Annotated in this window: 17 protein-coding genes and 2 rRNA genes; 9 read left to right on the top strand and 10 right to left on the bottom strand. The window is 66.1% G+C overall.

The window, feature by feature from the left end:
- Nucleotides 1-69: 69 nt before the first annotated feature.
- Nucleotides 70-747 (top strand): TetR family transcriptional regulator, encoded by a 678-nt coding sequence (locus tag ACFIMZ_RS20885; protein WP_431824233.1) that lies wholly within the window; start codon nt 70-72, stop codon nt 745-747.
- Nucleotides 748-765: 18 nt separating this feature from the next.
- Here the strand turns inward: ACFIMZ_RS20885 and ACFIMZ_RS20880 are convergent, their stop codons facing one another.
- Together ACFIMZ_RS20880 and ACFIMZ_RS20875 are read right to left on the bottom strand one after the other, a co-directional pair.
- The gene (locus tag ACFIMZ_RS20880) at nt 766-2547 is read right to left on the bottom strand and encodes a phospholipase D-like domain-containing protein (protein WP_431824232.1); all 1782 of its coding nucleotides are present in this window, start codon (nt 2545-2547) and stop codon (nt 766-768) included.
- Between the two features lie 105 nt (nt 2548-2652).
- A complete protein-coding gene (locus tag ACFIMZ_RS20875) occupies nt 2653-3411 on the bottom strand; it encodes a DeoR/GlpR family DNA-binding transcription regulator (RefSeq protein WP_431824231.1) in 759 nt (252 codons plus the stop codon).
- 188 nt (nt 3412-3599) lie between these two features.
- Between ACFIMZ_RS20875 and ACFIMZ_RS20870 the strand changes: the two genes are divergently transcribed.
- From ACFIMZ_RS20870 to nadE, 3 genes are all read left to right on the top strand, one after another.
- Nucleotides 3600-3785 carry a hypothetical protein gene (locus ACFIMZ_RS20870; protein ID WP_084909597.1) on the top strand — a complete coding sequence of 62 codons (186 nt, stop codon included), beginning with the start codon at nt 3600-3602 and terminating at the stop codon, nt 3783-3785.
- Between the two features lie 113 nt (nt 3786-3898).
- Nucleotides 3899-4768 carry a DMT family transporter gene (locus tag ACFIMZ_RS20865; RefSeq protein WP_431824230.1) on the top strand — a complete coding sequence of 290 codons (870 nt, stop codon included), beginning with the start codon at nt 3899-3901 and terminating at the stop codon, nt 4766-4768.
- Nucleotides 4769-4841: 73 nt separating this feature from the next.
- Complete coding sequence (nadE, locus tag ACFIMZ_RS20860) at nt 4842-5696, top strand: ammonia-dependent NAD(+) synthetase (RefSeq protein ID WP_431824229.1); 855 nt, start codon at nt 4842-4844, stop codon at nt 5694-5696.
- A gap of 70 nt (nt 5697-5766) precedes the next feature.
- On the opposite strand, the gene ACFIMZ_RS20855 is transcribed toward nadE, so the two are convergent.
- From ACFIMZ_RS20855 to ACFIMZ_RS20845, 3 genes are all read right to left on the bottom strand, one after another.
- A complete protein-coding gene (locus ACFIMZ_RS20855; RefSeq protein WP_431824228.1) occupies nt 5767-7455 on the bottom strand; it encodes a S10 family peptidase in 1689 nt (562 codons plus the stop codon).
- Between the two features lie 71 nt (nt 7456-7526).
- Nucleotides 7527-9116, bottom strand: coding sequence for a S53 family peptidase (locus ACFIMZ_RS20850; protein WP_431824227.1), 1590 nt, complete (start codon nt 9114-9116; stop codon nt 7527-7529).
- 199 nt (nt 9117-9315) lie between these two features.
- Nucleotides 9316-9939 (bottom strand): LysE family translocator, encoded by a 624-nt coding sequence (locus ACFIMZ_RS20845; RefSeq protein ID WP_084909602.1) that lies wholly within the window; start codon nt 9937-9939, stop codon nt 9316-9318.
- Between the two features lie 133 nt (nt 9940-10072).
- Between ACFIMZ_RS20845 and ACFIMZ_RS20840 the strand changes: the two genes are divergently transcribed.
- The gene (locus ACFIMZ_RS20840; protein WP_431824226.1) at nt 10073-10537 is read left to right on the top strand and encodes an Lrp/AsnC family transcriptional regulator; all 465 of its coding nucleotides are present in this window, start codon (nt 10073-10075) and stop codon (nt 10535-10537) included.
- A gap of 12 nt (nt 10538-10549) precedes the next feature.
- Here the strand turns inward: ACFIMZ_RS20840 and ACFIMZ_RS20835 are convergent, their stop codons facing one another.
- On the bottom strand, nt 10550-11458 hold the full coding sequence (locus ACFIMZ_RS20835) for a LysR family transcriptional regulator (RefSeq protein WP_431824225.1): 909 nt from the start codon (nt 11456-11458) through the stop codon (nt 10550-10552).
- 139 nt (nt 11459-11597) lie between these two features.
- Between ACFIMZ_RS20835 and speB the strand changes: the two genes are divergently transcribed.
- From speB to ACFIMZ_RS20815, 4 genes are all read left to right on the top strand, one after another.
- The gene (gene speB, locus ACFIMZ_RS20830; protein ID WP_431824224.1) at nt 11598-12554 is read left to right on the top strand and encodes an agmatinase; all 957 of its coding nucleotides are present in this window, start codon (nt 11598-11600) and stop codon (nt 12552-12554) included.
- Between the two features lie 54 nt (nt 12555-12608).
- Entirely contained in the window at nt 12609-13925 is a 1317-nt protein-coding gene (locus ACFIMZ_RS20825; protein ID WP_431824223.1) for an MFS transporter, read from the top strand.
- 422 nt (nt 13926-14347) lie between these two features.
- Nucleotides 14348-15940 (top strand): inorganic phosphate transporter, encoded by a 1593-nt coding sequence (locus tag ACFIMZ_RS20820; RefSeq protein ID WP_431824222.1) that lies wholly within the window; start codon nt 14348-14350, stop codon nt 15938-15940.
- 114 nt (nt 15941-16054) lie between these two features.
- Nucleotides 16055-16843 (top strand): 2OG-Fe(II) oxygenase, encoded by a 789-nt coding sequence (locus ACFIMZ_RS20815; protein ID WP_431824221.1) that lies wholly within the window; start codon nt 16055-16057, stop codon nt 16841-16843.
- Between the two features lie 147 nt (nt 16844-16990).
- Here the strand turns inward: ACFIMZ_RS20815 and ACFIMZ_RS20810 are convergent, their stop codons facing one another.
- The 4 genes from ACFIMZ_RS20810 to ACFIMZ_RS20795 form a co-directional block, all read right to left on the bottom strand.
- A complete protein-coding gene (locus tag ACFIMZ_RS20810) occupies nt 16991-18415 on the bottom strand; it encodes a DHA2 family efflux MFS transporter permease subunit (protein WP_431824220.1) in 1425 nt (474 codons plus the stop codon).
- Between the two features lie 233 nt (nt 18416-18648).
- Nucleotides 18649-18924: a hypothetical protein gene (locus ACFIMZ_RS20805; protein ID WP_431824219.1), complete on the bottom strand. Its 276-nt coding sequence runs from the start codon at nt 18922-18924 to the stop codon at nt 18649-18651.
- Between the two features lie 137 nt (nt 18925-19061).
- Nucleotides 19062-19174, bottom strand: a 5S ribosomal RNA gene (gene rrf / locus ACFIMZ_RS20800).
- 117 nt (nt 19175-19291) lie between these two features.
- A 23S ribosomal RNA gene (locus ACFIMZ_RS20795) occupies nt 19292-22173 on the bottom strand.
- Nucleotides 22174-22196: the final 23 nt, after the last annotated feature.

Genomic DNA, 22196 nt, shown 5'->3' with positions numbered 1-22196 from the left:
GGCAAAACGGCGAATTTCCACATGCTAGAATGCCCTGTCCAAGCCGCCGTGAAGCCACAATAACGTCACATGAAAACAGGAAGCAGGGCCGCCACGTCCGACAACCGCGCGGTTCCGTCCGAGGCGCGGCGCAAATACGATCCCGAGCAGACCAAGCGCAACATCCTCGACGTCGCCACGCAGGAATTTTCCGCGATGGGGCTCGCCGGCGCGCGCGTCGACGCGATCGCCGAGCGCACGAACACGACGAAGCGGATGCTCTACTACTACTTCGAAAGCAAGGAAGGCCTGTACGAGGCCGTGCTGGAGAAGGTCTACGGCGACATCCGCGCGCTCGAGCAGGAACTGCACGTCGGCGACATGGAGCCGCTCGAAGGCATGCGCCGGCTCGTCGAGTTCACGTTCGACTATCACGACAAGCATCGCGATTTCGTCCGGCTCGTGTCGATCGAGAACATCCACGGCGCGAAGTATCTCGAACAGCTCAAGTCGTTCAAGAACCGCAACGTCAGCATCATCAAGACGCTCGAGGAGCTGCTCGAGCGAGGCGCTGCGAGCGGCGCGTTCCGCCAGGACGTCGATGCGTTCGACCTGCACCTGCTGATCAGTTCGTTCTGCTTCCATCGCGTGTCGAACCGCTACACGTTCGGCGCCGCGTTCGGCCGCGATCCGTCGGCGCCGCGCCTGCGCGCGCGGCATCGCGACACGATCGCCGAGGCCGTGCTGCGCTACGTCGCCGCCGAATAGGGCCGCGCGACGCGCGCGTCAGCCCTTCGGCGCGGGCGCGGCCAGCGCAGCCCGCGCCTTCTCCTCCGGGCTTCCCGCCACGAAATACTTCTTCGCCCAGCTCGAATCGGGCGCCAGCGCGAGCCGCGGATGCGGCGACGCGCCGCGCGTCTTCGCGCCGATTGCAAGCGCCCGCGCGCGGTAGTGCTCGTACAGCCGCAGGAATTCCGCCAGATAGATCGCGGCGATCCGCGCGTCGCGAATCTCGAGCAGGTTCTCGTCGTTGTATTGCTCGGAATTGCGGCTCATGTTCGCCGACCCACTGTAGACGACCGGGTTCGCGCCTTCCGCGTCGATCACGATGAACTTGTGATGGATCACGACCGGCGGATAGGCGGGCGCGGGCTCGCCCGGAAACAGCCGCAGTTCCGGTTCGAAGCCCTGCGGCACCGTCGCCGGCGAAAAATACTGCGCGTCGATCACGTCGCGATGGTCGCGGCCGCGGTGGTACAGCTCGAGGTTCGCAAGCGTCGCCGCATCGAGCGCCTGGCCGTTCTGCTGCGCGGCATCCGCCTTCGTCGCGCTGCCGATGCCGATCCGGTTGACGAGCCCGAACATCATCAGCCCGCGGTCGTCGGCCGCGAAGCACGCGTCGCGCAATGCGGCGTCGGTCGGCATGAACAGGCAGAACGCAACCGAATGCTGCGCCGCCTCGATCGCCGCGACGATCGTGTCGATCTGCGTGCGCCGCCCCGCCGGCTCGGGCGAGAACGACACCCGCACCTGCGCGCCGCCGACCGTCACCGGCTCCGACCAGCCCGGCGACAGCCGCGCGGTCTCGGCGATCGGCGGATTCGCGGCGAGCGCATGCGCGCGATCGTTGTACAGCGCGGCGAGCGCCGGCGAATCGAACGTGTGCAGCACGTTCGCCTGCCCGGTCAGGCCCTCGGTCGTGAAGTTCGCCGAGCCCGTCAGCACACGCGCCGGCGCGGCGCTCCCCGGCACGTCCGTCACGATGAACTTGTCGTGCATGATGTGCGTGCGGTCGCGCGGTGCGAGCGTCGCGAGCCCCTGCAGCGCGTCGACGGCCGCCTGGTTCGGCGACGGCAGCGGCGGCCGGCCCTTGCGCGCCGTCACGTGCGCGTCGTAGACGATTGCGAGCGACGCGCCGCCGTGCGCATGACCGAACGCGTCGAACGCGGGCAGCGCCCACAGCGTGTCGGTCAGGTGATAGACGGCCGACACCGCGCGCGACGCGGGATCGAGCATCTGTGCAAACACCTGCTCCATGTCGTTCGCGAGCCACGTGCGCAGCTTCAGCGCCTGGTCGGCAGCGGGCGCCTCGCCGGGCGCGAGATGCAGCGCCGCGACCTGCTTCGCGAACGCCTGCGAGCTGACCACCGCGCGGTTGAACCAAGTGCCGATGCCATCCTCGACGTGCGCGGGCAGCACGACGTCGCACACGCCGCGTTCCGCGTCGAGCACCTGCAGGCTCGCGGGCGTGCCGACGACCGGATATACGTCGTAGCGGAATGCGCCGCCGCGGTCCTGCGGGTCGATCCGCGCGTCCCACCACATGAATTTCTGGATCGGCGCCTGGTCGGTGGGCGCGTCGCCCTGCGTATCGGCGGCCGGGCCGTCGAACGTCAGGCGGTTCGGCAGCCAGCTATAGGGCGCGCGCGTTCTCCCGTCCGCCGACCAGAAGCCCGGCGTGCGCCTGATCGCGAAACCGAGAAAGTCGGTTCGCGCCTGCGCGCCGGGCCAGTCGAAGGCCAGCAGCACCAACGTCGGGGAAAGATAGCTGCGCACGCTCACGGACATCGTCGTTCTCCTTGGCTCTATCGCCGGACCGGGTCGAACGAGTCAGTCTTCCGCGCGGTTTTGCCGTGGGGATGACGCTTCGATGAAACTTGTGTGTCGCGCGCGTCAGTCGCAGACGAGCAGCTCGATGCCGCGCGCGACCAGCGTGCGGCGCACCGCCTTGTCGGGCGCGCGCTCGGTCACGAGATAGCGCGCCGCTTCGGTGCCGTTGATCCGCACCGGCGTCACGCGGCCGAACTTCGAATGGTCGGCGACGAAGATCGCCGTGGCGGCCGCGGCGATCATGCGGCTGCGCACTTCGGCGGCAAGCCGCGAGTAGTCGGTGAATTCGCCGTCGGTCGTGATGCCGCCCGCGCCGACGAACGCGAAGTCGACATGGTATTGCGCGAGCTGCTGGATCGTGTCGAGCCCGAACGTCGCATCCTCGTCATCCGACAGCTCGCCGCCGAGCAGCGTTACGCGATTGCCGTTGCGGCGCGCGAGCACCAGCGCGGTGCGCCAGTCGTTCGTATAGACCGCCAGCCGGTGCTTGTCGGCGAGCGCGAGCGCGACCGCGTGCGGCGTGCTGCCGGAATCGATCAGCACCGATGCGCCGTCGGGCACGAATTCGGCCGCGCGTCGCCCGATCGCGCGCTTCGCGTCGGCGTTGGCTGCCTCGCGCTCGGACAGGCTCGGCTCGCGGCGGTCCGCGGCCAGCGCGCCGCCGTGCGTCATCACGAGCAGCCCGCGCGCCGCCAGCGCGTTCAGGTCGCGCCGCACGGTCTCGCGCGACACGTCGAGCGAGCGCACCAGCTCCGCGACGGACAGCGCGCCCGACCGTCCGAGTTCCGACAGGATGAATTGGTGACGTTGTTCCGCCAGCATTTCCGACGCGCCCGAGGCGACCAGTGAATGAATAGCGCGCCATTGTAGTACGGCCGTTTGACGGCCGCGTGTAAGCGGGCCGGTCGTCGCGGGCGGAGAAATTCTGAATTGCCGACAGCGCGGGAATCGACGCGACGCGCATTGCTACACTCTGCGTTTCGCCGAACGAATGACAAGGGGCTTGTGCGATGTATCGCAAAGGCATAGTGCTCGAAATCCAGTTTCCGCCTGAACGACTCAACGACGCCGCCGGCGATCCGTACTGGATCGACCTGACGCTCGACGAGGCGCGCCGCCTGCATCAGCAGCTCGCCGCGCGCTTCGCGACCGACACGAGCGCGAACCAGCCGCTCGACACCTTCTCGCTCGACTAGGGTCTGTTCGCGCGACGCACGGGCAACTGCAGGATTCGACAAGACACCGGCGCCGCGCCGCCGGATACTGCCGGACTTCGTGATTCCGTCCGGCCGTCTGCGGCCCGTCTTGCATGCTGACCTCGATTGTCGCCGCGGCCTTCGTCGCACTCTGGTCCACCGGTTTCATCGTCGCGCGGGCGATCAAGCCGTACGCCGATCCCAACCTGTTCCTGCTCGCGCGCTTCGCGGGCACCGCCGTGCTGTTCGGCGCGGTCGCGCTCGCCGCGCACGCGCCGTGGCCGGCGCGCCGCGAATGGCCGCGCCACCTGATCGCCGGCGCGCTGCTGCAGGGCGTGTACCTCGGCGCGAGCTACTGGGCGGTCGCCCAGGGGCTGAACGCCGGCGTGATGGCGCTGCTCGGCGCGCTGCAGCCGCTCGCGACCGCCGTGCTCGCGGTGCCGCTATTCAACGAACGGCTGCCCGCGCGCGGCTGGCTCGGGATGGCGCTCGGCCTCGCCGGCGTCGCGCTGGTGCTGGCGCCGAAGGTCGCGGGCGGCGTCGCGACGCCGCCCGGCGCCGCGCCGGCCTGGCTCGTCGTCGCGGTGTCGGTGCTGGCGGTCGGCTCGATCACCGCCGGCTCGCTCTACCAGAAAGGGAAGCTCGCGCAGAGCGACCTGCGCACCGCCGTCGCGGTGCAGAACCTCGGCGCGGCGCTCGTCGCGGCCGGGTTCGCGGGGCTGCTGCACGAGACGCGCTGGACCGGCTCGCCCGCGCTGTGGGTGTCGCTCGTGTGGGGCGTCGTGTTCCTGTCGGGCGGCGCGGTCACGATGCTGATGTGGATGCTCCGGCGCGGCAACGCCGCGCGCGCGACGTCGCTGCTGTTCCTCGCGCCGCCGTTGGCCGCGCTGCAGGGCTACCTGCTGTTCGGCGAGACGCTTGCGACCGTCCAGCTCGCCGGTTTCGCCGTGGCACTGGCCGGCGTCGTGCTCGCGCGGCGCTAGACACTGCACTGCAGGCGGCCCACCGCGAATGCGCTTATGATGAGCGCCTCGCATCTTGTACCGGAACCCTTTCATGACCTCCGCCGATTACGCCAGCCGCCAACGCGCGATCATCGCCGAACTGAACGTCGCGCCGCATTTCGACGCCGACGCCGAAATCGCGCGCCGCGTCGACTTCCTCGCCCAGTACCTGCGCTCGACCGGGCTGCGGACCTACGTGCTCGGGATCAGCGGCGGCGTCGATTCGTCGACGGCCGGGCGGCTCGCGCAGCTCGCGGTCGAACGCCTGCGCGCGGAGGATTACGACGCGCGCTTCATCGCGATGCGTTTGCCGAACGGCGTGCAGAACGATGAAGCCGACGCGCAGCGCGCGCTCGCGTTCGTTCGCGCGGACGAGGTGCTGACGGTCGACGTGAAGCCGGCCGCCGACGCGATGCTCGCGTCGCTCGTCGCCGGCGGGCTGGTGTTCGCGGATCACGCGCAGCAGGACTTCGTGCACGGCAACATCAAGGCGCGCGAGCGCATGATCGCGCAGTACGCGGTGGCCGGCGCGCGGCGCGGGATCGTGATCGGCACCGATCACGCGGCCGAATCGCTGATGGGGTTCTTCACGAAATTCGGCGACGGCGGCGCGGACATCCTGCCGCTCGCGGGCCTGAACAAGCGCCGAGTGCGCGCGGTGGCCCGCACGCTCGGCGGCGAGGAGACGATCGTGATGAAGGTCCCGACCGCCGATCTCGAGGAGCTGCGTCCGCTGCGCCCCGACGAGCACGCGTACGGCGTCAGCTACGACGAGATCGACGATTTCCTCGAAGGCAAGCCGGTCAGCGACCACGTGCACGAAACCGTGCTGCGCTTCTACGACGGCTCGCGGCACAAGCGCGCGCTGCCTTACACGCCGTTCGACTGGCCCGAACGGCGCGACTGACGGCGCGCAGCCCGGCGGGCGGCCGCGGCCGCCTCGCATCGCCGCACCGGCCGCGCGGGCCCCGCACGGCTCACGCGTGCCCGGCCGCCTCGGGCGCCCCTTTCTTCGTCTGCAGCGCGCGAATCCGCAGCTGCGCGCCGGTATCGGCAACCGTCTTGTCGTACATCGCCGCGAGATCGTGCTTGAGCGCGGTGCGCGAGCCGCCGTCGAGATACACCATGTGCCCCGACGGATAAAAGCGCGCCGACAGGTTCTGCCGCACCGTCGCATCTTCGAGCGGCATCTGCTGCAGGTCGAGCACGGTCTGGTAGAACGGCGTGACGAAATCGTAGAAGCCGTTCGCCGACAGCACCTTCAGGTCCACGTTGAGCGCCATCACCGCGGCGAGGTCGCCCGCCGTGTAGAGGATCACGTTGCCCTTCGCGTCGACGCCCTGCTGCGCGCCGGTCGGGTCGATGTGGCTGAAATCCCAGTTCTGGAACGCCTGGTCGTTCAGGTCCGTGAACGACGAGTTCGACGTGAACTTCAACTGTTCGTTCAGGTAGCTGTTCCACATCGCCGTATAGACGCCGGACACGGCCGTCATCGTCGGATCGTTGCCGCCCGAATTCGGATCGATCTTGCCCGCGATGCCGGTCTCGATCCCCGTCACGCGGCCGTCGTACTCGCCGAGCGCCAGCCCGCGCGCGCGCAGCAGCGTGGTCAGGAACAGCGAATTGCCGCGCGCGTCGGCGCCGGCGATGTCGAGGCGCCACGACAGCAGCGTCGCCGTGTCGATCCCCGTGTAGTCGGCGAGCTTCTGCACCACGGCCGGGTCGGGGTGCGGCAGCTTGCGCAGCGCGTCCAGGTAGTCGGTGCGCGCGAACTGCGCAACCTCCTCGACGAACGCGCCGAGGTCGGTCGGCGCCGGCGACACGCCGAGCCGCTGGTGATACCACGCGTCCGCCGCCGCGGTCGGCAGCGCGCCGACCGGGTTGCTTGCCTGCCGGTAGTCGAGGATCGACGACTGCAGCGTGACGCCGTTCAGGTCGACGCCGTCCTCGTGCAGCTTGTACGCGAGCACGCAGCTGCGCGCGGTGCCGTACGATTCGCCGAACAGGTATTTCGGCGAGTTCCAGCGATTGTTCTTCGTCAGGTAGCGCTTGATGAACTGCTTCAGCGAGTTCGCGTCCTGGTCGACGCCCCAGAAATCACGGTTCTTGTGCGGCGCGACCGCGGCCGAGTAGCCGGTGCCGACCGGGTTGATGAACACGAGGTCGCTGCGGTCGAGCAGGCTGTCGGGGTTGTCCTCCATCTGGAACGGCGCAGGCGGCGTGAAGCCCGGCATCGACGTCTTGATGCGGCGCGGCGCGAACGAGCCGAGCAGCACGAACACCGCCGACGAGCCCGGCCCGCCGTTATAGAAGAACGTCACGGGCCGCGCTTCCTCCTTCTGGCCGTCTTCGGTGAACGCGACGTAGAAAATCTTGGCGTCCGGCAGCGAACTGCTCGGGTCGACCGTCACGAGATGCCCGGCCGTCGCGGTGTACGCGATGCGCCGCCCGCCGATCGTGACCGCGTGATGCGTGACGGCGGCCGCCTCGGTCGTGTCGGTCACCGAGTCGTCCGGCCCGTTGCCGTAGGCGACCGGATCAAAGAACGGCCGGTCGCGGCCGTGGCTCAGCGCGACCGGATTGACGGTCGGCGGCACGGCGTGCGAATTGTGATCGCCGTGATGCAGCGGATACACGCCGCCGGAAGATGCGGAATCGTTGCCCATCGTGCTGCTCCTTGAGGTAAGGGGGGAAGCAGGAAACCAGCGACAACCGTGATGCGCAGCAACCGCCGCCGTCAACTCGACGCCTTCGTCGGCAGGATCGCGGCCAGTTGCGCGCCGTTCGGGCTGCCGAGCCCCGTGCACGCGTCCCAGCCCGGCGCCGCTGCATACGCGCCGTTGCTGCCTTCGGTGATGTCGCGCAACGCGTCCGGATGCTTGTACAGCGTCGGGTTGATCCAGCCGACGGACGTGTTCGCCGCCGCGTTGATGCGCGCGATCAGCGCCGCCCACAGCGGCGACACCGCGCTCGTGCCGCCCATCACCGCGGGCGTGCCCGCGACCGAGACTTCGTAGCCGGTCTGCGGCGATGCGTCGCCCGCGACGTCCGGCACGCCGCGCTTCGCGAGCGGCGCGCGGCTGCCGTCGGCGAGCGTCACGGCCAGCCCCTGCTGCCACACGGGCACGTCGAACAGCGTGCTGACGCCCCCGCCGCCCGAGCCGCCGCCCGACGCCTCGTCGTTCCACGTCACCTCGCGGCGGATGCCCTGCCCCGGCAATGCGTCGAGCTGCGTGCCGCCGCACGCGAGCACATACGGGCTCGACGCGGGGAAATCGACGTGCTGTGCGCCGTCCTGCAGCCCGTCGCCGGAGCCGCTGTCGCCCGACGCCACGCACACGGTGACGCCCAGCGCGGCCGCCGACTGCAGCACGCGGTTGAACGCCTGCGCGGACTGCGCCTGCCAGGTCGCCTCAGGCCCGCCCCAGCTGATCGAGATCACCGACGGCCGGTTGGTCGTGTCGTGCACCGCCGCGTTCACGGCCTGGATGAAGCCTGCGTCGCTGTTCGGCGCGAAATAGACGGCGAGCTTCGCGGCGGGCGCGATCGCGCCCGCGATCTCGAGGTCGAGCGCGACCTCGCCGTCCGGGCCGTTCGCGTCGCCGGTCGGCACATTGCGGCCGCTGCCGACGTTCACGTCGACGAGCGCCGGCGGCGTCGCGATGCCCAGCCCGCGGAAATACTGCTGGATGTCGGCCGCGCGGTAGCCGCCGCCCAGTTCGATGATGGCGATGCATTGCCCCGCGCCGTCGCCGGCCGGAAAGCCGTAGAGCGACGCGAGCTGCGGCGGCGTGAACGTGACGGCCGCGCCGCCGCGCGCGGGCGTGAACGGCGGCCGCAGCCGGAAGTGCGGCCGCGCCTGCGGCCGGCTGTCGAGGCCGAGCACCGCGGTGACCGCGTCGCCCAGCTCGTCGGGCAGCGCGATCGGGCCGGTCCGGCCGCGATACTGGCCGATCGACCGATGCTCGAAGCGTTCGAGCGTGACGCCGAACGCGGCCTCGAACTGCCTGATCGTGCCGGACAGCACGACGACGCTTTCCGCGGGATCGACCCGCTCCACCGTCAGCTGATGGCGGTGCGCGAAGTCCTCGGTCTTGCGGATGTCGTCGGGATTCGCGGAAAAGCGCTGCGCGAACGCTTCGCGCGACAGCGGCTTCGCGGCCGCGTCGCCGCTCGCGAGCTGGTGAAGCAATGCGTCGAGATGTGCTTCCTCCTGCCGCCGCAACATGATCGTGACGTGGATCCGCTCAGCCGGATCGCACGGGCCGAGGCAGGTGGATTCGGCGACGATTCGGGGTTCACGGTCGGCGTGAAGGTGCCTTGCCATGTGTTGACCTCCTTGGTACCGCGTTGCACGGAACAGCCAGAAAATCGGATATGGCAGACGAAAGAAGGTTCCGTCCGGTTCGCCGCGCTCGCAGCAGCGCGACGACTTACCGGAAGTTTAGAACAAGTCTGATGAATCGCGCTTGCGGTACGTCACTCGGGGCACGCGCGAGGTGGGAGGTAGCGGGGGCGACGGCGGCTCAGTCCATCGACAGGCGCAGCGCGAAGCCGATCAGCGCCGCGGAGAAGGTCCAGCGCTGCACGGTCTGCGCGAGCGGATGCGCGCGCATCCACGCGGCGATCCGCGACGCGCCGAACACGCATGCGAGGTCGAAGCACACGCCCGCCGCCACCAGCAGCGCGCCGAGCTCGAACATCTGCCAGACGACCGGGCCTGCCTCGGGCCGCACGAATTGCGGCAGCAGCACCGAGCAGAACAGCAGCGCCTTCGGGTTCAGCAGGTTCGTCAGCAGCCCCTTCACGAACGCCTGCCGCAGCTCGCCCGCCGCGTCGGCGGCGCCGTCGCCGAGCGCGAACACCGGCGAGCGGAACACCTGGATCGCGACATACGCGAGATAGAGCGCGCCGCCGTAGCGGATCACTTCATAGAGCCACGGCGCGCTGCGGATCAGCGCCGCGACGCCGCACGCGGACAGCGTCACGTGCGCGGTGCGCGACAGCGACAGGCCGGCCGCCGCGGCCATGCCCGGCCGCACGCCGCGCCCGATGCTGGTCTGCAGCACGAGCGCCATGTCCGGCCCCGGCACCGCGTAGATTGCCGCCAGCGCGGCCAGGTAGATCAACAGCAAATGCGTGGAAATCATGGTCTGCCTCGTCCATCGATGACGATATGGTGCCGCCAACGGATGAGGGATTATTGGCCATATTCTTCCTCCATCTGGCCATGCGCAGCGGATTCCCCCAAAATTGACCTGACAAACCACGGATTCCGCCCACATGACCGAACTCGACAAAACCGACCGCGCGATCCTTGCCGCGGTGCAGCGCGACGGCCGCCTGCCGATCGCGCGCCTCGCCGACAGCGTCGGCCTGTCCGAAACGCCGTGCGCGCGGCGGCTGAAGCGCCTCGAAAGCGACGGCTACATCGAGCGCTATCGCGCGCAGCTGTCGCGCAAGGCGCTCGGTTTCGGCGTCGTCGCGTTCGTGCTGGTGCGGTTCGCGACGCACGACCGCAAGATCGCCGACCGGTTCGAACGGGAGGTGCTCGGGATCGAGCGGATCCTGTCGTGCCACAACGTGTCGGGCACGGCCGACTACCTGCTGCAGGTCGTCGCGCGCGATCTCGACGACTACGGCACGTTCCTGCGCGAATCGCTGCGGATGCTGCCCGGCGTGACGTCGATCGAATCGGCGCTGTCACTGCGCGAGGTCAAGCGCGAGGGGGGCTTCCCGGTGCCTTGAGCCGGCGCGCGCTCACGCGTCGGGCGGCTGGTGCGCGTGCTCGAGATCCTCGAGAAACGCCTGCACGAGCGGATTGCCGCGTGCGTTGCGCGCGACCACCATGTGGAACGTGACGTCGTAGTGCAGCCGCTCCGGGTTGAGCGGCGCGAGCAGCCCTTGCGCGACGTACGGCGCCGCGAAGTGCTGCGGCAGGTAGCCGAGATGGTGGCCTGACAGGATCAGCAGCGCGACCGCCTCCATGTTGTCGGCGGTCGCGGTCACGCGGTCGGGCGTCGTCGACATCTGCGCCTCGGGCAGCGGGTACGAGCGCCACGCCCATTCGAAGCCGGCCACGTCGGCCGGCTTCAGCGCGCCGGCGCGCGCGAACAGCGGATGGCCGCGGCCGCAGTACGCGACCTGCCGCTCGATGAACAGCGGCGTGTAGTGCAGCGACGGCACCCGGTGCCAGAAATAGCCGACCGCGACCTGAATCTCGTCGCTCAGCAGCCTTTCCTCGAGATCGCCCGGCGCGCGCACCGAGATCGAGAAGCGCACCGCCTGGTCGCGCGTGCGGAACGCGGCGATCGCCTCGGCGATCCGCGCGTTCTGGCTGATCGGCGTATGGCCGATCAGGCCGATGTTCAGCGTGCCGACCAGTTGCCGGTCCATGTGCCGCGCCGCCATCCCGAATTCATCGAGCGCCGTCAGCAGCTTGCGGCTCATCGCATGGAAGCGCTCGCCCTTCGGCGTGAGCCGGAAGCCGCTGCGGCCCCGCTCGCAGAGCCGGTAGCCGAGCCGGGTCTCGAGCGACGACAGCTGCGCGCTGATCGTCGATTGCCCGACGTTCAGCACCGCCTGCGCGGCCGATACGCCGCCGGCGTCGGTAACCGCGAGAAACACGCGGATCAGCCGCAGATCGAGAGTCGACAGATTGCCCAGCACGCCATTCCCCTTCCATACATCGATGAATATCGATGTTTACGTCGATATCTTCGCATTCTTCTTTCCGGCCGGAGCGCGTACAACTGTGCGCCATGCCGCGTCGAATGATACGGCACCCCCACACTGGAAGAGACGCAAGATGAACGACCATACCCATTTCCAGCCGCTCGGCGGCAACGAAATGCCGCGCTGCGGCGGCATCGCGACGATGATGCGCCTGCCGCACGTGCCGAGCGCCGAAGGGCTCGACGCGTGCTTCGTCGGCGTGCCGTTCGATCTCGGCACCTCGAACCGCACCGGCGCGCGCTTCGGCCCGCGCCAGATCCGCACCGAATCCGTGCTGCTGCGCCCGTACAACATGGCGACGCGCGCCGCGCCGTTCGACTCGCTGCAGGTGGCGGACATCGGCGACGTGGCGATCAATCCTTACAATCTGCACGATTCCATCGCCCGCATCGAAACCGCATACGACGCGATCCTGGAGCACGGCTGCAAGCCGATCACGCTGGGCGGCGACCACACGATCGCGCTGCCGATCCTGCGCGCGATCCACCGCAGGCACGGCAAGGTTGCATTGATTCACGTCGATGCACACGCGGACGTGAACGATACGATGATGGGCGAGAAGATCGCGCACGGCACGCCGTTCCGCCGCGCGGTCGAGGAAGGCCTGCTGCACGGCGACAAGGTCACGCAGATCGGCCTGCGCGGCACCGGCTACGCCGCCGAGGACTTCGACTGGTGCCGCGAGCAGGGCTTCCGCGTGGTCCAGGCCGAGGAATGCTGGAACAAGTCCCTCGCACCGCTGATGGCCGAAGTGCGCGAACGGGTCGGCGACACGCCCGTCTACATCAGCTTCGACATCGACGGCATCGACCCGGCCTACGCGCCCGGCACCGGCACCCCGGAAATCGCGGGCCTCACGGTGCCGCAGGCGCTCGAGATCATCCGCGGCGCGAAGGGCCTGAACATCGTCGGCTGCGATCTCGTCGAGGTGGCGCCGCCGTACGACCCGTTCGGCACCACGGCGCTGCTCGGCGCGAACCTCGCCTATGAACTGCTGTGCGTGCTGCCGGGCGTCACGTACCGCGACTGATCCCGACAGAACGACATATTCCAATCCAGAGGATTCGAGAGGAGCCAATAAAAAATGGGGACTTCCGTCAAGCAACCGAAGCGCGCGGCGCTTGCGTCGTTCGTCGGCACGACGATCGAGTGGTACGACTTCTATAGCTACGCGACCGCCGCCGCCATCGTGTTCGGGCCGCTGTTCTTTCCCGGCGAGAACCGTTTCATCAGCCTGCTCGCATCGTTCGGCTCGTTCGCGGTCGGCTTCTTCGCGCGGCCGCTCGGCGGCGTGATGTTCGGCTATCTCGGCGACCGCTTCGGCCGCAAGCGTTCGCTGCTCGCGACGCTGATGCTGATGGCCGTGTCGACGGTCGCCATCGGCCTGTTGCCGACCTACGCGCAGGCCGGCGCGATCGCACCGATCCTGCTCGTGCTGATGCGCGTGCTGCAGGGCATCGCGGTCGGCGGCGAATGGGGCGGCGCGGTGCTGCTCGCCGGCGAACACGCGCCGGAAGGCAAGCGCACGTTCTTCGCGTCGTTCGCGCAGCTCGGCAGCGCGAGCGGCCTGATCCTGTCGATGCTCGCGTTCGGCGCGATCAGCACGCTGTCGAAGGACGACTTGATGAGCTGGGGCTGGCGCCTGCCGTTCCTCGCGAGCGCGGTGCTGCTGGCGGTCGGCTTCGTGATCCGCGCGAGCGTGTCCGAGTCGCCCGAGTTCGAGGAAGTCAGGAAAAGCGGCAACACCGCGCAGAACCCGGTGCGCGAAGCGCTCACGTACTGGCCGCTGCTGCTGCTCGCGATCGGCGCGAACGTGTACGGGATCGCCGGCGTGTATTTCAGCAACATCTTCATGATCAGCTATGCGACGCAGTTCCTGTCGCTCGACCGCTCGATGGTGCTGCAGTGCATGACGATCGTCGCCGTGCTGCAGTTCGTCGTGCAGCTCGCGGCCGCGTTCTTCGCGCAGCGCTTCGGCACGACGCGCGTGCTGCTGATCACCGGCGCGTGGGCCGCCGTCGTGCCGTTCGTGATGCTGCCGCTCGTGCACGCGGGCACGCCGCTGTCGATCACGGTCGGCGTCGGCCTCGCGACGCTCGCGGAGTCGGGCTACTACTCGGTGGTCGCGGGCTTCGTCAGCGGCATCTTCATCGCGCGCATCCGCTACACGGCGATCTCGATCGCGTACCAGGTGTGCGGCGCGCTCGCCGGCGGCCTCACGCCGCTCGTCGCGACCGTGATCGCGCAGAACACCGCGCCGCAATGGTGGCCGCTCGCGCTCCAGTACACGAGCGCCGCGATCCTGTCATCGGTATGCGTGTGGCTGATCGCGCGGCGCGTCGGCACCGACGATGCGGGCGCGCCGCGGGAAGCGCTGCCGCGCGGCGCACGCACCGCGTAACGCACCGCCCGCCCCGCCCGTCTCGATAACGGGGCGGCCTCCTGGGCCGCCCCCTCCCCCACACACGATCGTTCATGGCCTGCTGCGACGTTGTCGCGGCAGGCCCGCGCGCGCCCCGACCGGTTGGCCGTGCGCCAGGAGACACCGCCGCCATGTCATCGACGTCACGCTCGATCCCGCGGCGATTCGCGATGCGCGCGCGGCGTCCCGGTATGTCGAGCTCGCCGAGGTGCCGCTCGGCGCAATGGCGCGCCGGGACTGACGGGAACGGCCCGTCTGCGATCGATTGCCTCACGATGCGAACGAATCCGGCCGTGCCGTCCCGCATCAAAGGCGAAAAGGCCGGCCGCTGCCTGCCCTGTCATCAAACTGACTGAAAGCCGACGCTAGGATCGGACGCGTTTCCGTTACGAGACGCCGTCATGAATCAACCCGCATCGTCCGTCGCGCATGATCAGGCGTCCCTCGCCCGCACCCGGCATGCCGGCTATGCCGTCGTCCTGCTGGTGCTCGCGATCGGCGCCGTCTACGTTGCCACGCACCTGATCTCGGACATTGCGCCGGTCCGCGAAGGCTCGCTGTTTCCGTACCTGATGCTTGGCGCCGCGCTCCTGATCGCGCTCGGCTTCGAGTTCGTCAACGGGTTCCACGACACCGCGAACGCGGTCGCGACCGTGATCTATACGCATTCGCTGACGCCGAACATCGCGGTGATCTGGTCGGGCATGTGGAACTTCCTCGGCGTGATGCTCTCGAGCGGCGCCGTCGCGTTCGGCATCCTGCAGCTGCTGCCCGTCGAGCTGATCCTTCAGGTCGGCAGCGGCGCCGGCTTCGCGATGGTGTTCGCGCTGCTGATCGCCGCGATCGCCTGGAACCTCGCGACCTGGTATTTCGGGCTGCCGTCGTCGAGCTCGCACACGCTGATCGGCTCGATCATCGGCGTCGGACTGATGAACCAGCTGATGCACGGGCCGTCCGGCACGAGCGGCGTCGACTGGGGCCAGGCGCTCGGCGTCGGCAAGTCCTTGCTGTTTTCGCCGATCGTCGGCTTCCTGTGCGCGGGCCTGCTGCTGCTCGTGCTGAAGGCGGTCGCGCGGGTGCCGGAACTGTACAAGGAGCCGCCGAAAGATCAGCCGCCGCCGTTCTGGATCCGCTGCCTGCTGATCCTGACCTGCACCGGCGTGTCGTTCGCGCATGGGTCGAACGACGGCCAGAAGGGGATGGGGCTCATCATGCTGATCCTGATCGGCATCGTGCCCACCGCCTACGCGCTCAACAAGGCCGTGACGCCCGCGGAATCGCAGACCTTCGTCGCGGTGGCGAACCAGGCGGCCATGACGTTCGCGAAATATGCGACCGGCGTCGCGCCGTCCGCCAATCCGCGCGCCGACGTCGAGCAGTACGTGCAGCATCGCCAAATGGCGCCCGCCGTGCTGCCCGCGGTGCAGCAGCTGTCGGTCTCGCTTGCGCATGCGGTCGGCGCATCGGGCTCGATGGCGGCGGTGCCGCAGGGCGACATCGACAACGTTCGCAATACGATGTACCTCGTGTCCGAAGCGATCCGGCTGATGGAGAAATCCGGACAGCCGGCGTTCGCGCCGGCCGACCGGCTCGCGATCGACAACTACCGCAAGCAGCTCGACCACGCGACCAAGTTCATCCCGACCTGGGTGAAGGTTGCCGTTGCGATCGCGCTGGGGCTCGGCACGATGGTCGGCTGGAAGCGCATCGTCGTGACCGTCGGCGAGAAGATCGGCAAGCAGCACCTGACTTACGGCCAGGGCGCGTCGGCGGAACTCGTCGCGATGCTGACGATCGGCGCCGCCGACGTCTACGGGCTGCCGGTCTCGACGACGCACGTGCTGTCGTCGGGCGTCGCCGGCACGATGGCCGCTAACGGGTCGGGGCTGCAATGGGGCACGGTGCGCGGCCTCGTGCTCGCGTGGCTGCTGACGCTGCCTGCGTCGATCGCGCTCGCGGGCGGCTTGTACTGGCTGTTTCGTTCCGTGGGCTGAGCGGAACTGCGGTTCGGCGGTGCGCCGATTGTCGATTGGAGCGCAAGATGCGGAGCGTATCCGGCAAACGACGTCGCTAGACTGGATTCTTCGATCCTTGCCGTGAATACAGTCATGCGCTCTGCTCCGCCGGACACCGCTTTCCCGCTCCATCCCGTCTTGCGCTCATCGTCGGATGCATGGCGCCCCGGCGCCTGCGACATCGTCCAGCACATCGACACGCTGGACTGGCCCGCCATCGAAGCGGAACTGGGTCGCCAGGGGTGTGCGCGCATTCCCGGATTGTTGTCGGCGCCCGCATGCGACGCGCTGGCGTCGCTCTATCCACACGATGCGCTGTACCGCTCGCGCGTCGTGATGGCGCGTCACGGTTTCGGGCGCGGCGAATACAAATACTTCGCCTATCCGTTGCCGGCGACCGTCGACACCCTGCGCTCGACGCTCTATCCGCACCTTGCGCCGATCGCGAATCGCTGGAATGCCGCCCTTGGCGTCGATGTCCGCTATCCGGCGGCGCATTCGGAATTTCTCGCCCGCTGTCACGCGGCGGGGCAGACGCGCCCGACGCCGTTGATCCTCCAATACGGCCCGGACGACTACAACTGCCTGCATCAGGACCTGTACGGCGAACACGTGTTTCCGCTCCAGGTTGCGATCCTGCTGTCTGCGCCCGGACGGGACTTCACTGGCGGCGAGTTCGTGTTGACCGAGCAGCGGCCGCGCATGCAGTCGCGCGCCGAAGTGGTCCCGCTGACCCAGGGCGACGCCGTGATTTTCGCTGTGCACGGCCGGCCGGTGCAGGGCACGCGCGGCGTCTATCGCGTCAATCTGCGGCATGGCGTGAGCCGTATCCGGTCGGGGCATCGCCATACGGTCGGCATCATCTTCCACGATGCGCAGTGATCGAAGCCGAGCGATCGAGCACGCGACGATTGCCCCTGCGTAAGGCGATGAATGACATCCACGGACGTCATTCGTCAGAACGTTTCGGTCCACGACACGCGGATGATCGGTGCGCATGTCGCCTGCGCATCGGGCAGGCGATCCCGGTCACCCTCTCGCGACGCTCGCCCTCAGCCGGTCTCCCGCGTCGAGTGCGAGCCGCGCATAGCCGGGCAAGGTCAGCAGCGCAAGCACGCCGGCCGCGACGAACGCCCAGCGAAAGTCCTCGAGCACGTAATGCACGCCGGTCGCGTCGCCGCGCAACCCGGCGGCCACGCGCAACGCCAGCGCACCGAAGGCGATCCCCATGCCGATCGTCATCTGCTGCGCGGCGCTCCACAGTGTGCTGGCTGCGCTCGTCTGCCGGGCGGGAATGTCCGCATAGGCCAGCGTCGCGAGCGTCGTGAACTGCATCGACCGCGTCAGCCCGTAGACGAACACGACGAGCAGCGTGATCGCGAGCGGCGTCGACTCGGTCAGCCAGCCGCATGCGATCGTGAACAGGCCGACGATCGTCACGTCGACGAGCGCGACGCGCCGGAAGCCGAACCGATCGAGGATCCAGGACGTTCCTGCCTTCATGCCGAGATTGCCGACCGCGCTCGCCAGCAACAACAGGCCCGACTGGAACGGCGACAGGCCGAAGCCGATCTGGAACAGCAACGGCAGCAGATAGGGCACGGCGTTGATCGCGATCCGCGTGACCGAGCCCGTGATCACCGTCACGGAGAACGTCGGCACCTTGAGCGTGGTGAAATCGAGCAGCGGATGCGCGCATCGCCGGGCATGCAGCCACGCGGCGACGCCGAACAGCACGCTCGCCCCCACGAGCAACGCGGCCTGCGCGAACTGCGCGTCCTGCTGCCCGGCCGCTTCGGTCCCGATCAGCAGGCACGTCAACGCTGCGCCGGCGAGCACGAAACCGATCCAGTCGAGCGGCCGCTGCTCGTCGGCGCGCGTGTTCCTGACGATCAACCAGGTGCATACGAACGCCGCGATGCCGAACGGCACGTTCAGCAGGAAAATCCAGCGCCATGACGCATACGTCGTGATGAAGCCGCCGATCGGCGGCCCGATGACCGGCGCGACGATTCCCGGCCACGTGATCGTCGCGATCGCGCGCATCAGGCGCGCCTTCTCGGTGCTGCGCACGACGATCATCCGCCCGACGGGCACCATCATTGCGCCGCCGATGCCCTGCAGCAGCCGTGCCGCGGTAAACGACACGACGCCGTTGGACAGGCCGCACAACACCGACGCGCCGGTAAAGATGACGATCGCGGTGCCGAACACCGTCCGCGAACCGTATCGGTCGGCAATCCAGCCGCTGATCGGGATGAATACCGCGAGCGCGAGCATGTAGGCGGTCATCCCGAGGCTCAGCGCGTTCGGCCCGACGCCGAACGTGTGCGCCATCTGCGGGAGTGCGGTCGCGATCACGGTCGTATCGAGATACTCCATGAAAAATGTCGCGGCAACGAGATACGGCAGGAAGTCGGTCGTCCGATCACCTGAGTTGGAGGTGGGAGTCATGAACGGTGCAGTAGACGGAATGCGGGCGATGCCGGCCTCGAACGAGCGCGGACAAGCGCCGGAGCCGGGACGAGTGTCGATAGTACCTCGAAGCGCCTGCTCTTCGCTCTGCCGATGCGTGCAGTTAAATGCAGTTTATGCGCATAGATTTTTGATCCGACATCGGCCAATCAATGCGTGCGATTCGAAGCTGAAGGCGCCCGTTGAGCAAGCTTATCGCTCGATCAACTACTTTACTCGCCCAGAAGGCCGTCCTGACGAATCGTGTACTGCTCCCCTCGGCACGCATGATCCCAGCGGGCATGGCCCTGCTCGTCGGTTGTCCCTTGGTAGACCACGGCGCCATCGGATGCACGAATCAACGAGAACTTCATGTTGGCGAACGGGCCGACATCACCGTCTGCATCCTGGAACTTCGCATGGAACGGCGCTCGGATACAGCTCGCTTCCTGCTGGCCGGCACACCCCAGCAAGGAGAGGCAAAACATAAGCGGCACGAGTTTTTTCATCGGGTGTTGACTCCGGGAAATCTGTCCATTCCGGGCGGCGTCGGCTTGATGCAGTGGGCTACGCACCATCGCATACATTTCCGGCGCCGGAAATGCAAAAACCCCCGCCTTTTGGGCGGGGGTTTCTGGCTTAGGGAGCCTGACGATTACCTACTTTCACACGGGAATCCGCACTATCATCGGCGTAGAGTCGTTTCACGGTCCTGTTCGGGATGGGAAGGGGTGGGACCGACTCGCTATGGTCATCAGGCAAAGAGGGTTGTCGCGCGGCTTCGCAGCGCGACCAATCTTGGAAGAAGCAGTAATCTTGGGTTGTGCGTATCGCACACATCGCGGTCATTCAACCGCTGTAAAACAGACTTGTTATAGGATCAAGCCTTACGGGCAATTAGTATCAGTTAGCTGAACGCATTACTGCGCTTACACACCTGACCTATCAACGTCCTGGTCTCGAACGACCCTTCAAGGGGATCTAGTCCCCAGGGATATCTCATCTTAAGGCGAGTTTCCCGCTTAGATGCTTTCAGCGGTTATCTCTTCCGAACATAGCTACCCGGCGATGCCACTGGCGTGACAACCGGTACACCAGAGGTTCGTCCACTCCGGTCCTCTCGTACTAGGAGCAGCCCCCTTCAAATATCCAACGCCCACGGCAGATAGGGACCAAACTGTCTCACGACGTTTTAAACCCAGCTCACGTACCTCTTTAAATGGCGAACAGCCATACCCTTGGGACCGGCTACAGCCCCAGGATGAGATGAGCCGACATCGAGGTGCCAAACACCGCCGTCGATATGAACTCTTGGGCGGTATCAGCCTGTTATCCCCAGAGTACCTTTTATCCGTTGAGCGATGGCCCTTCCATACAGAACCACCGGATCACTATGACCTGCTTTCGCACCTGCTCGACTTGTCGGTCTCGCAGTTAAGCACGCTTATGCCATTGCACTATCAGCACGATTTCCGACCGTACCTAGCGTACCTTCGTACTCCTCCGTTACGCTTTGGGAGGAGACCGCCCCAGTCAAACTGCCTACCATGCACTGTCCCCGACCCGGATCACGGGCCAAGGTTAGAACCTCAAACAAACCAGGGTGGTATTTCAAGGACGGCTCCACCGAAACTAGCGTTCCGGTTTCATAGCCTCCCACCTATCCTACACAGATCGGTTCAAAGTCCAATGCAAAGCTACAGTAAAGGTTCATGGGGTCTTTCCGTCTAGCCGCGGGTAGATTGCATCATCACAAACACTTCAACTTCGCTGAGTCTCGGGAGGAGACAGTGTGGCCATCGTTACGCCATTCGTGCAGGTCGGAACTTACCCGACAAGGAATTTCGCTACCTTAGGACCGTTATAGTTACGGCCGCCGTTTACCGGGACTTCAATCAAGAGCTTGCACCCCATCATTTAATCTTCCGGCACCGGGCAGGCGTCACACCCTATACGTCCACTTTCGTGTTTGCAGAGTGCTGTGTTTTTATTAAACAGTCGCAGCCACCAGTTTATTGCAACCCCTTCACCCTTCCAGCGCAGGCTGGTCAAGCTACAAGGGCGTACCTTATCCCGAAGTTACGGTACCAATTTGCCGAGTTCCTTCTCCCGAGTTCTCTCAAGCGCCTTAGAATACTCATCTCGCCCACCTGTGTCGGTTTGCGGTACGGTCATCGTTAGACTGAAGCTTAGAGGCTTTTCTTGGAACCACTTCCAATTGCTTCGCTTCCTAAGAAGCTCGCGCCACACCCTTGAATTCCGCGCCCGGATTTGCCTAAGCGCCTTCTCCAATGCAGCGACCGGGACTTCCAACACCCGGACAACCTTCCGCGATCCGTCCCCCCATCGCATCTAACAATGGTGCAGGAATATTGACCTGCTTCCCATCAGCTACGCATTTCTGCCTCGCCTTAGGGGCCGACTCACCCTACGCCGATGAACGTTGCGTAGGAAACCTTGGGCTTACGGCGAGGGGGCCTTTCACCCCCTTTATCGCTACTCATGTCAGCATTCGCACTTCCGATACCTCCAGCACGCTTTTCAACGCACCTTCGCAGGCTTACGGAACGCTCTCCTACCATGCGTGCCAAGCACGCATCCGCAGCTTCGGTATATAGCTTAGCCCCGTTACATCTTCCGCGCAGGACGACTCGATCAGTGAGCTATTACGCTTTCTTTAAAGGGTGGCTGCTTCTAAGCCAACCTCCTGACTGTTTTAGCCTTCCCACTTCGTTTCCCACTTAGCTATATTTGGGGACCTTAGCTGGCGGTCTGGGTTGTTTCCCTCTTGACACCGGACGTTAGCACCCGATGTCTGTCTCCCGTGATTGCACTCTTCGGTATTCGGAGTTTGCTATGGCGGGGTAATCTGCAATAGACCCCCCAACCATGACAGTGCTCTACCCCCGAAGGTGAGACACGAGGCACTACCTAAATAGTTTTCGGAGAGAACCAGCTATTTCCAAGTTTGTTTAGCCTTTCACCCCTATCCACAGCTCATCCCCTAACTTTTCAACGTTAGTGGGTTCGGACCTCCAGTACGTGTTACCGCACCTTCATCCTGGCCATGGATAGATCACTTGGTTTCGGGTCTACGCCCAGCAACTGAACGCCCTATTCGGACTCGCTTTCGCTACGCCTGCCCTATACGGTTAAGCTTGCTACTGAACGTAAGTCGCTGACCCATTATACAAAAGGTACGCCGTCACCCCTTGCGAGGCTCCGACTGTTTGTATGCATGCGGTTTCAGGATCTATTTCACTCCCCTCCCGGGGTTCTTTTCGCCTTTCCCTCACGGTACTGGTTCACTATCGGTCGATCACGAGTATTTAGCCTTGGAGGATGGTCCCCCCATCTTCAGACAGGATTTCACGTGTCCCGCCCTACTTGTCGTACACTTAGTTCTTTCATACTGTTTTCGCCTACAGGGCTATCACCTGCTATGGCCGCACTTTCCAGAGCGTTCGGCTAACAATACAAATAAAGAGTACAAGGCTCATCCCATTTCGCTCGCCACTACTTTGGGAATCTCGGTTGATTTCTTTTCCTGCGGTTACTTAGATGTTTCAGTTCACCGCGTTCGCTTCACATAGCCTATGTATTCAGCTATGGATACTCCAAAAGGAGTGGGTTTCCCCATTCGGACATCTACGGATCAAAGCTTGTTTGCCAGCTCCCCGTAGCTTTTCGCAGGCTACCGCGTCCTTCATCGCCTGTGATCGCCAAGGCATCCACCACATGCACTTGTTCGCTTGACCCTATAACGAGTCTGTCTCGTTAC

The organism is Burkholderia sp. F1, assembly GCF_050813845.1.
GTDB classification, from domain to species: domain Bacteria; phylum Pseudomonadota; class Gammaproteobacteria; order Burkholderiales; family Burkholderiaceae; genus Burkholderia; species Burkholderia ubonensis.
The sequence above is the reverse complement of the archived record's forward strand: the minus strand, read 5'-3'. Positions and strand labels throughout refer to the sequence as shown.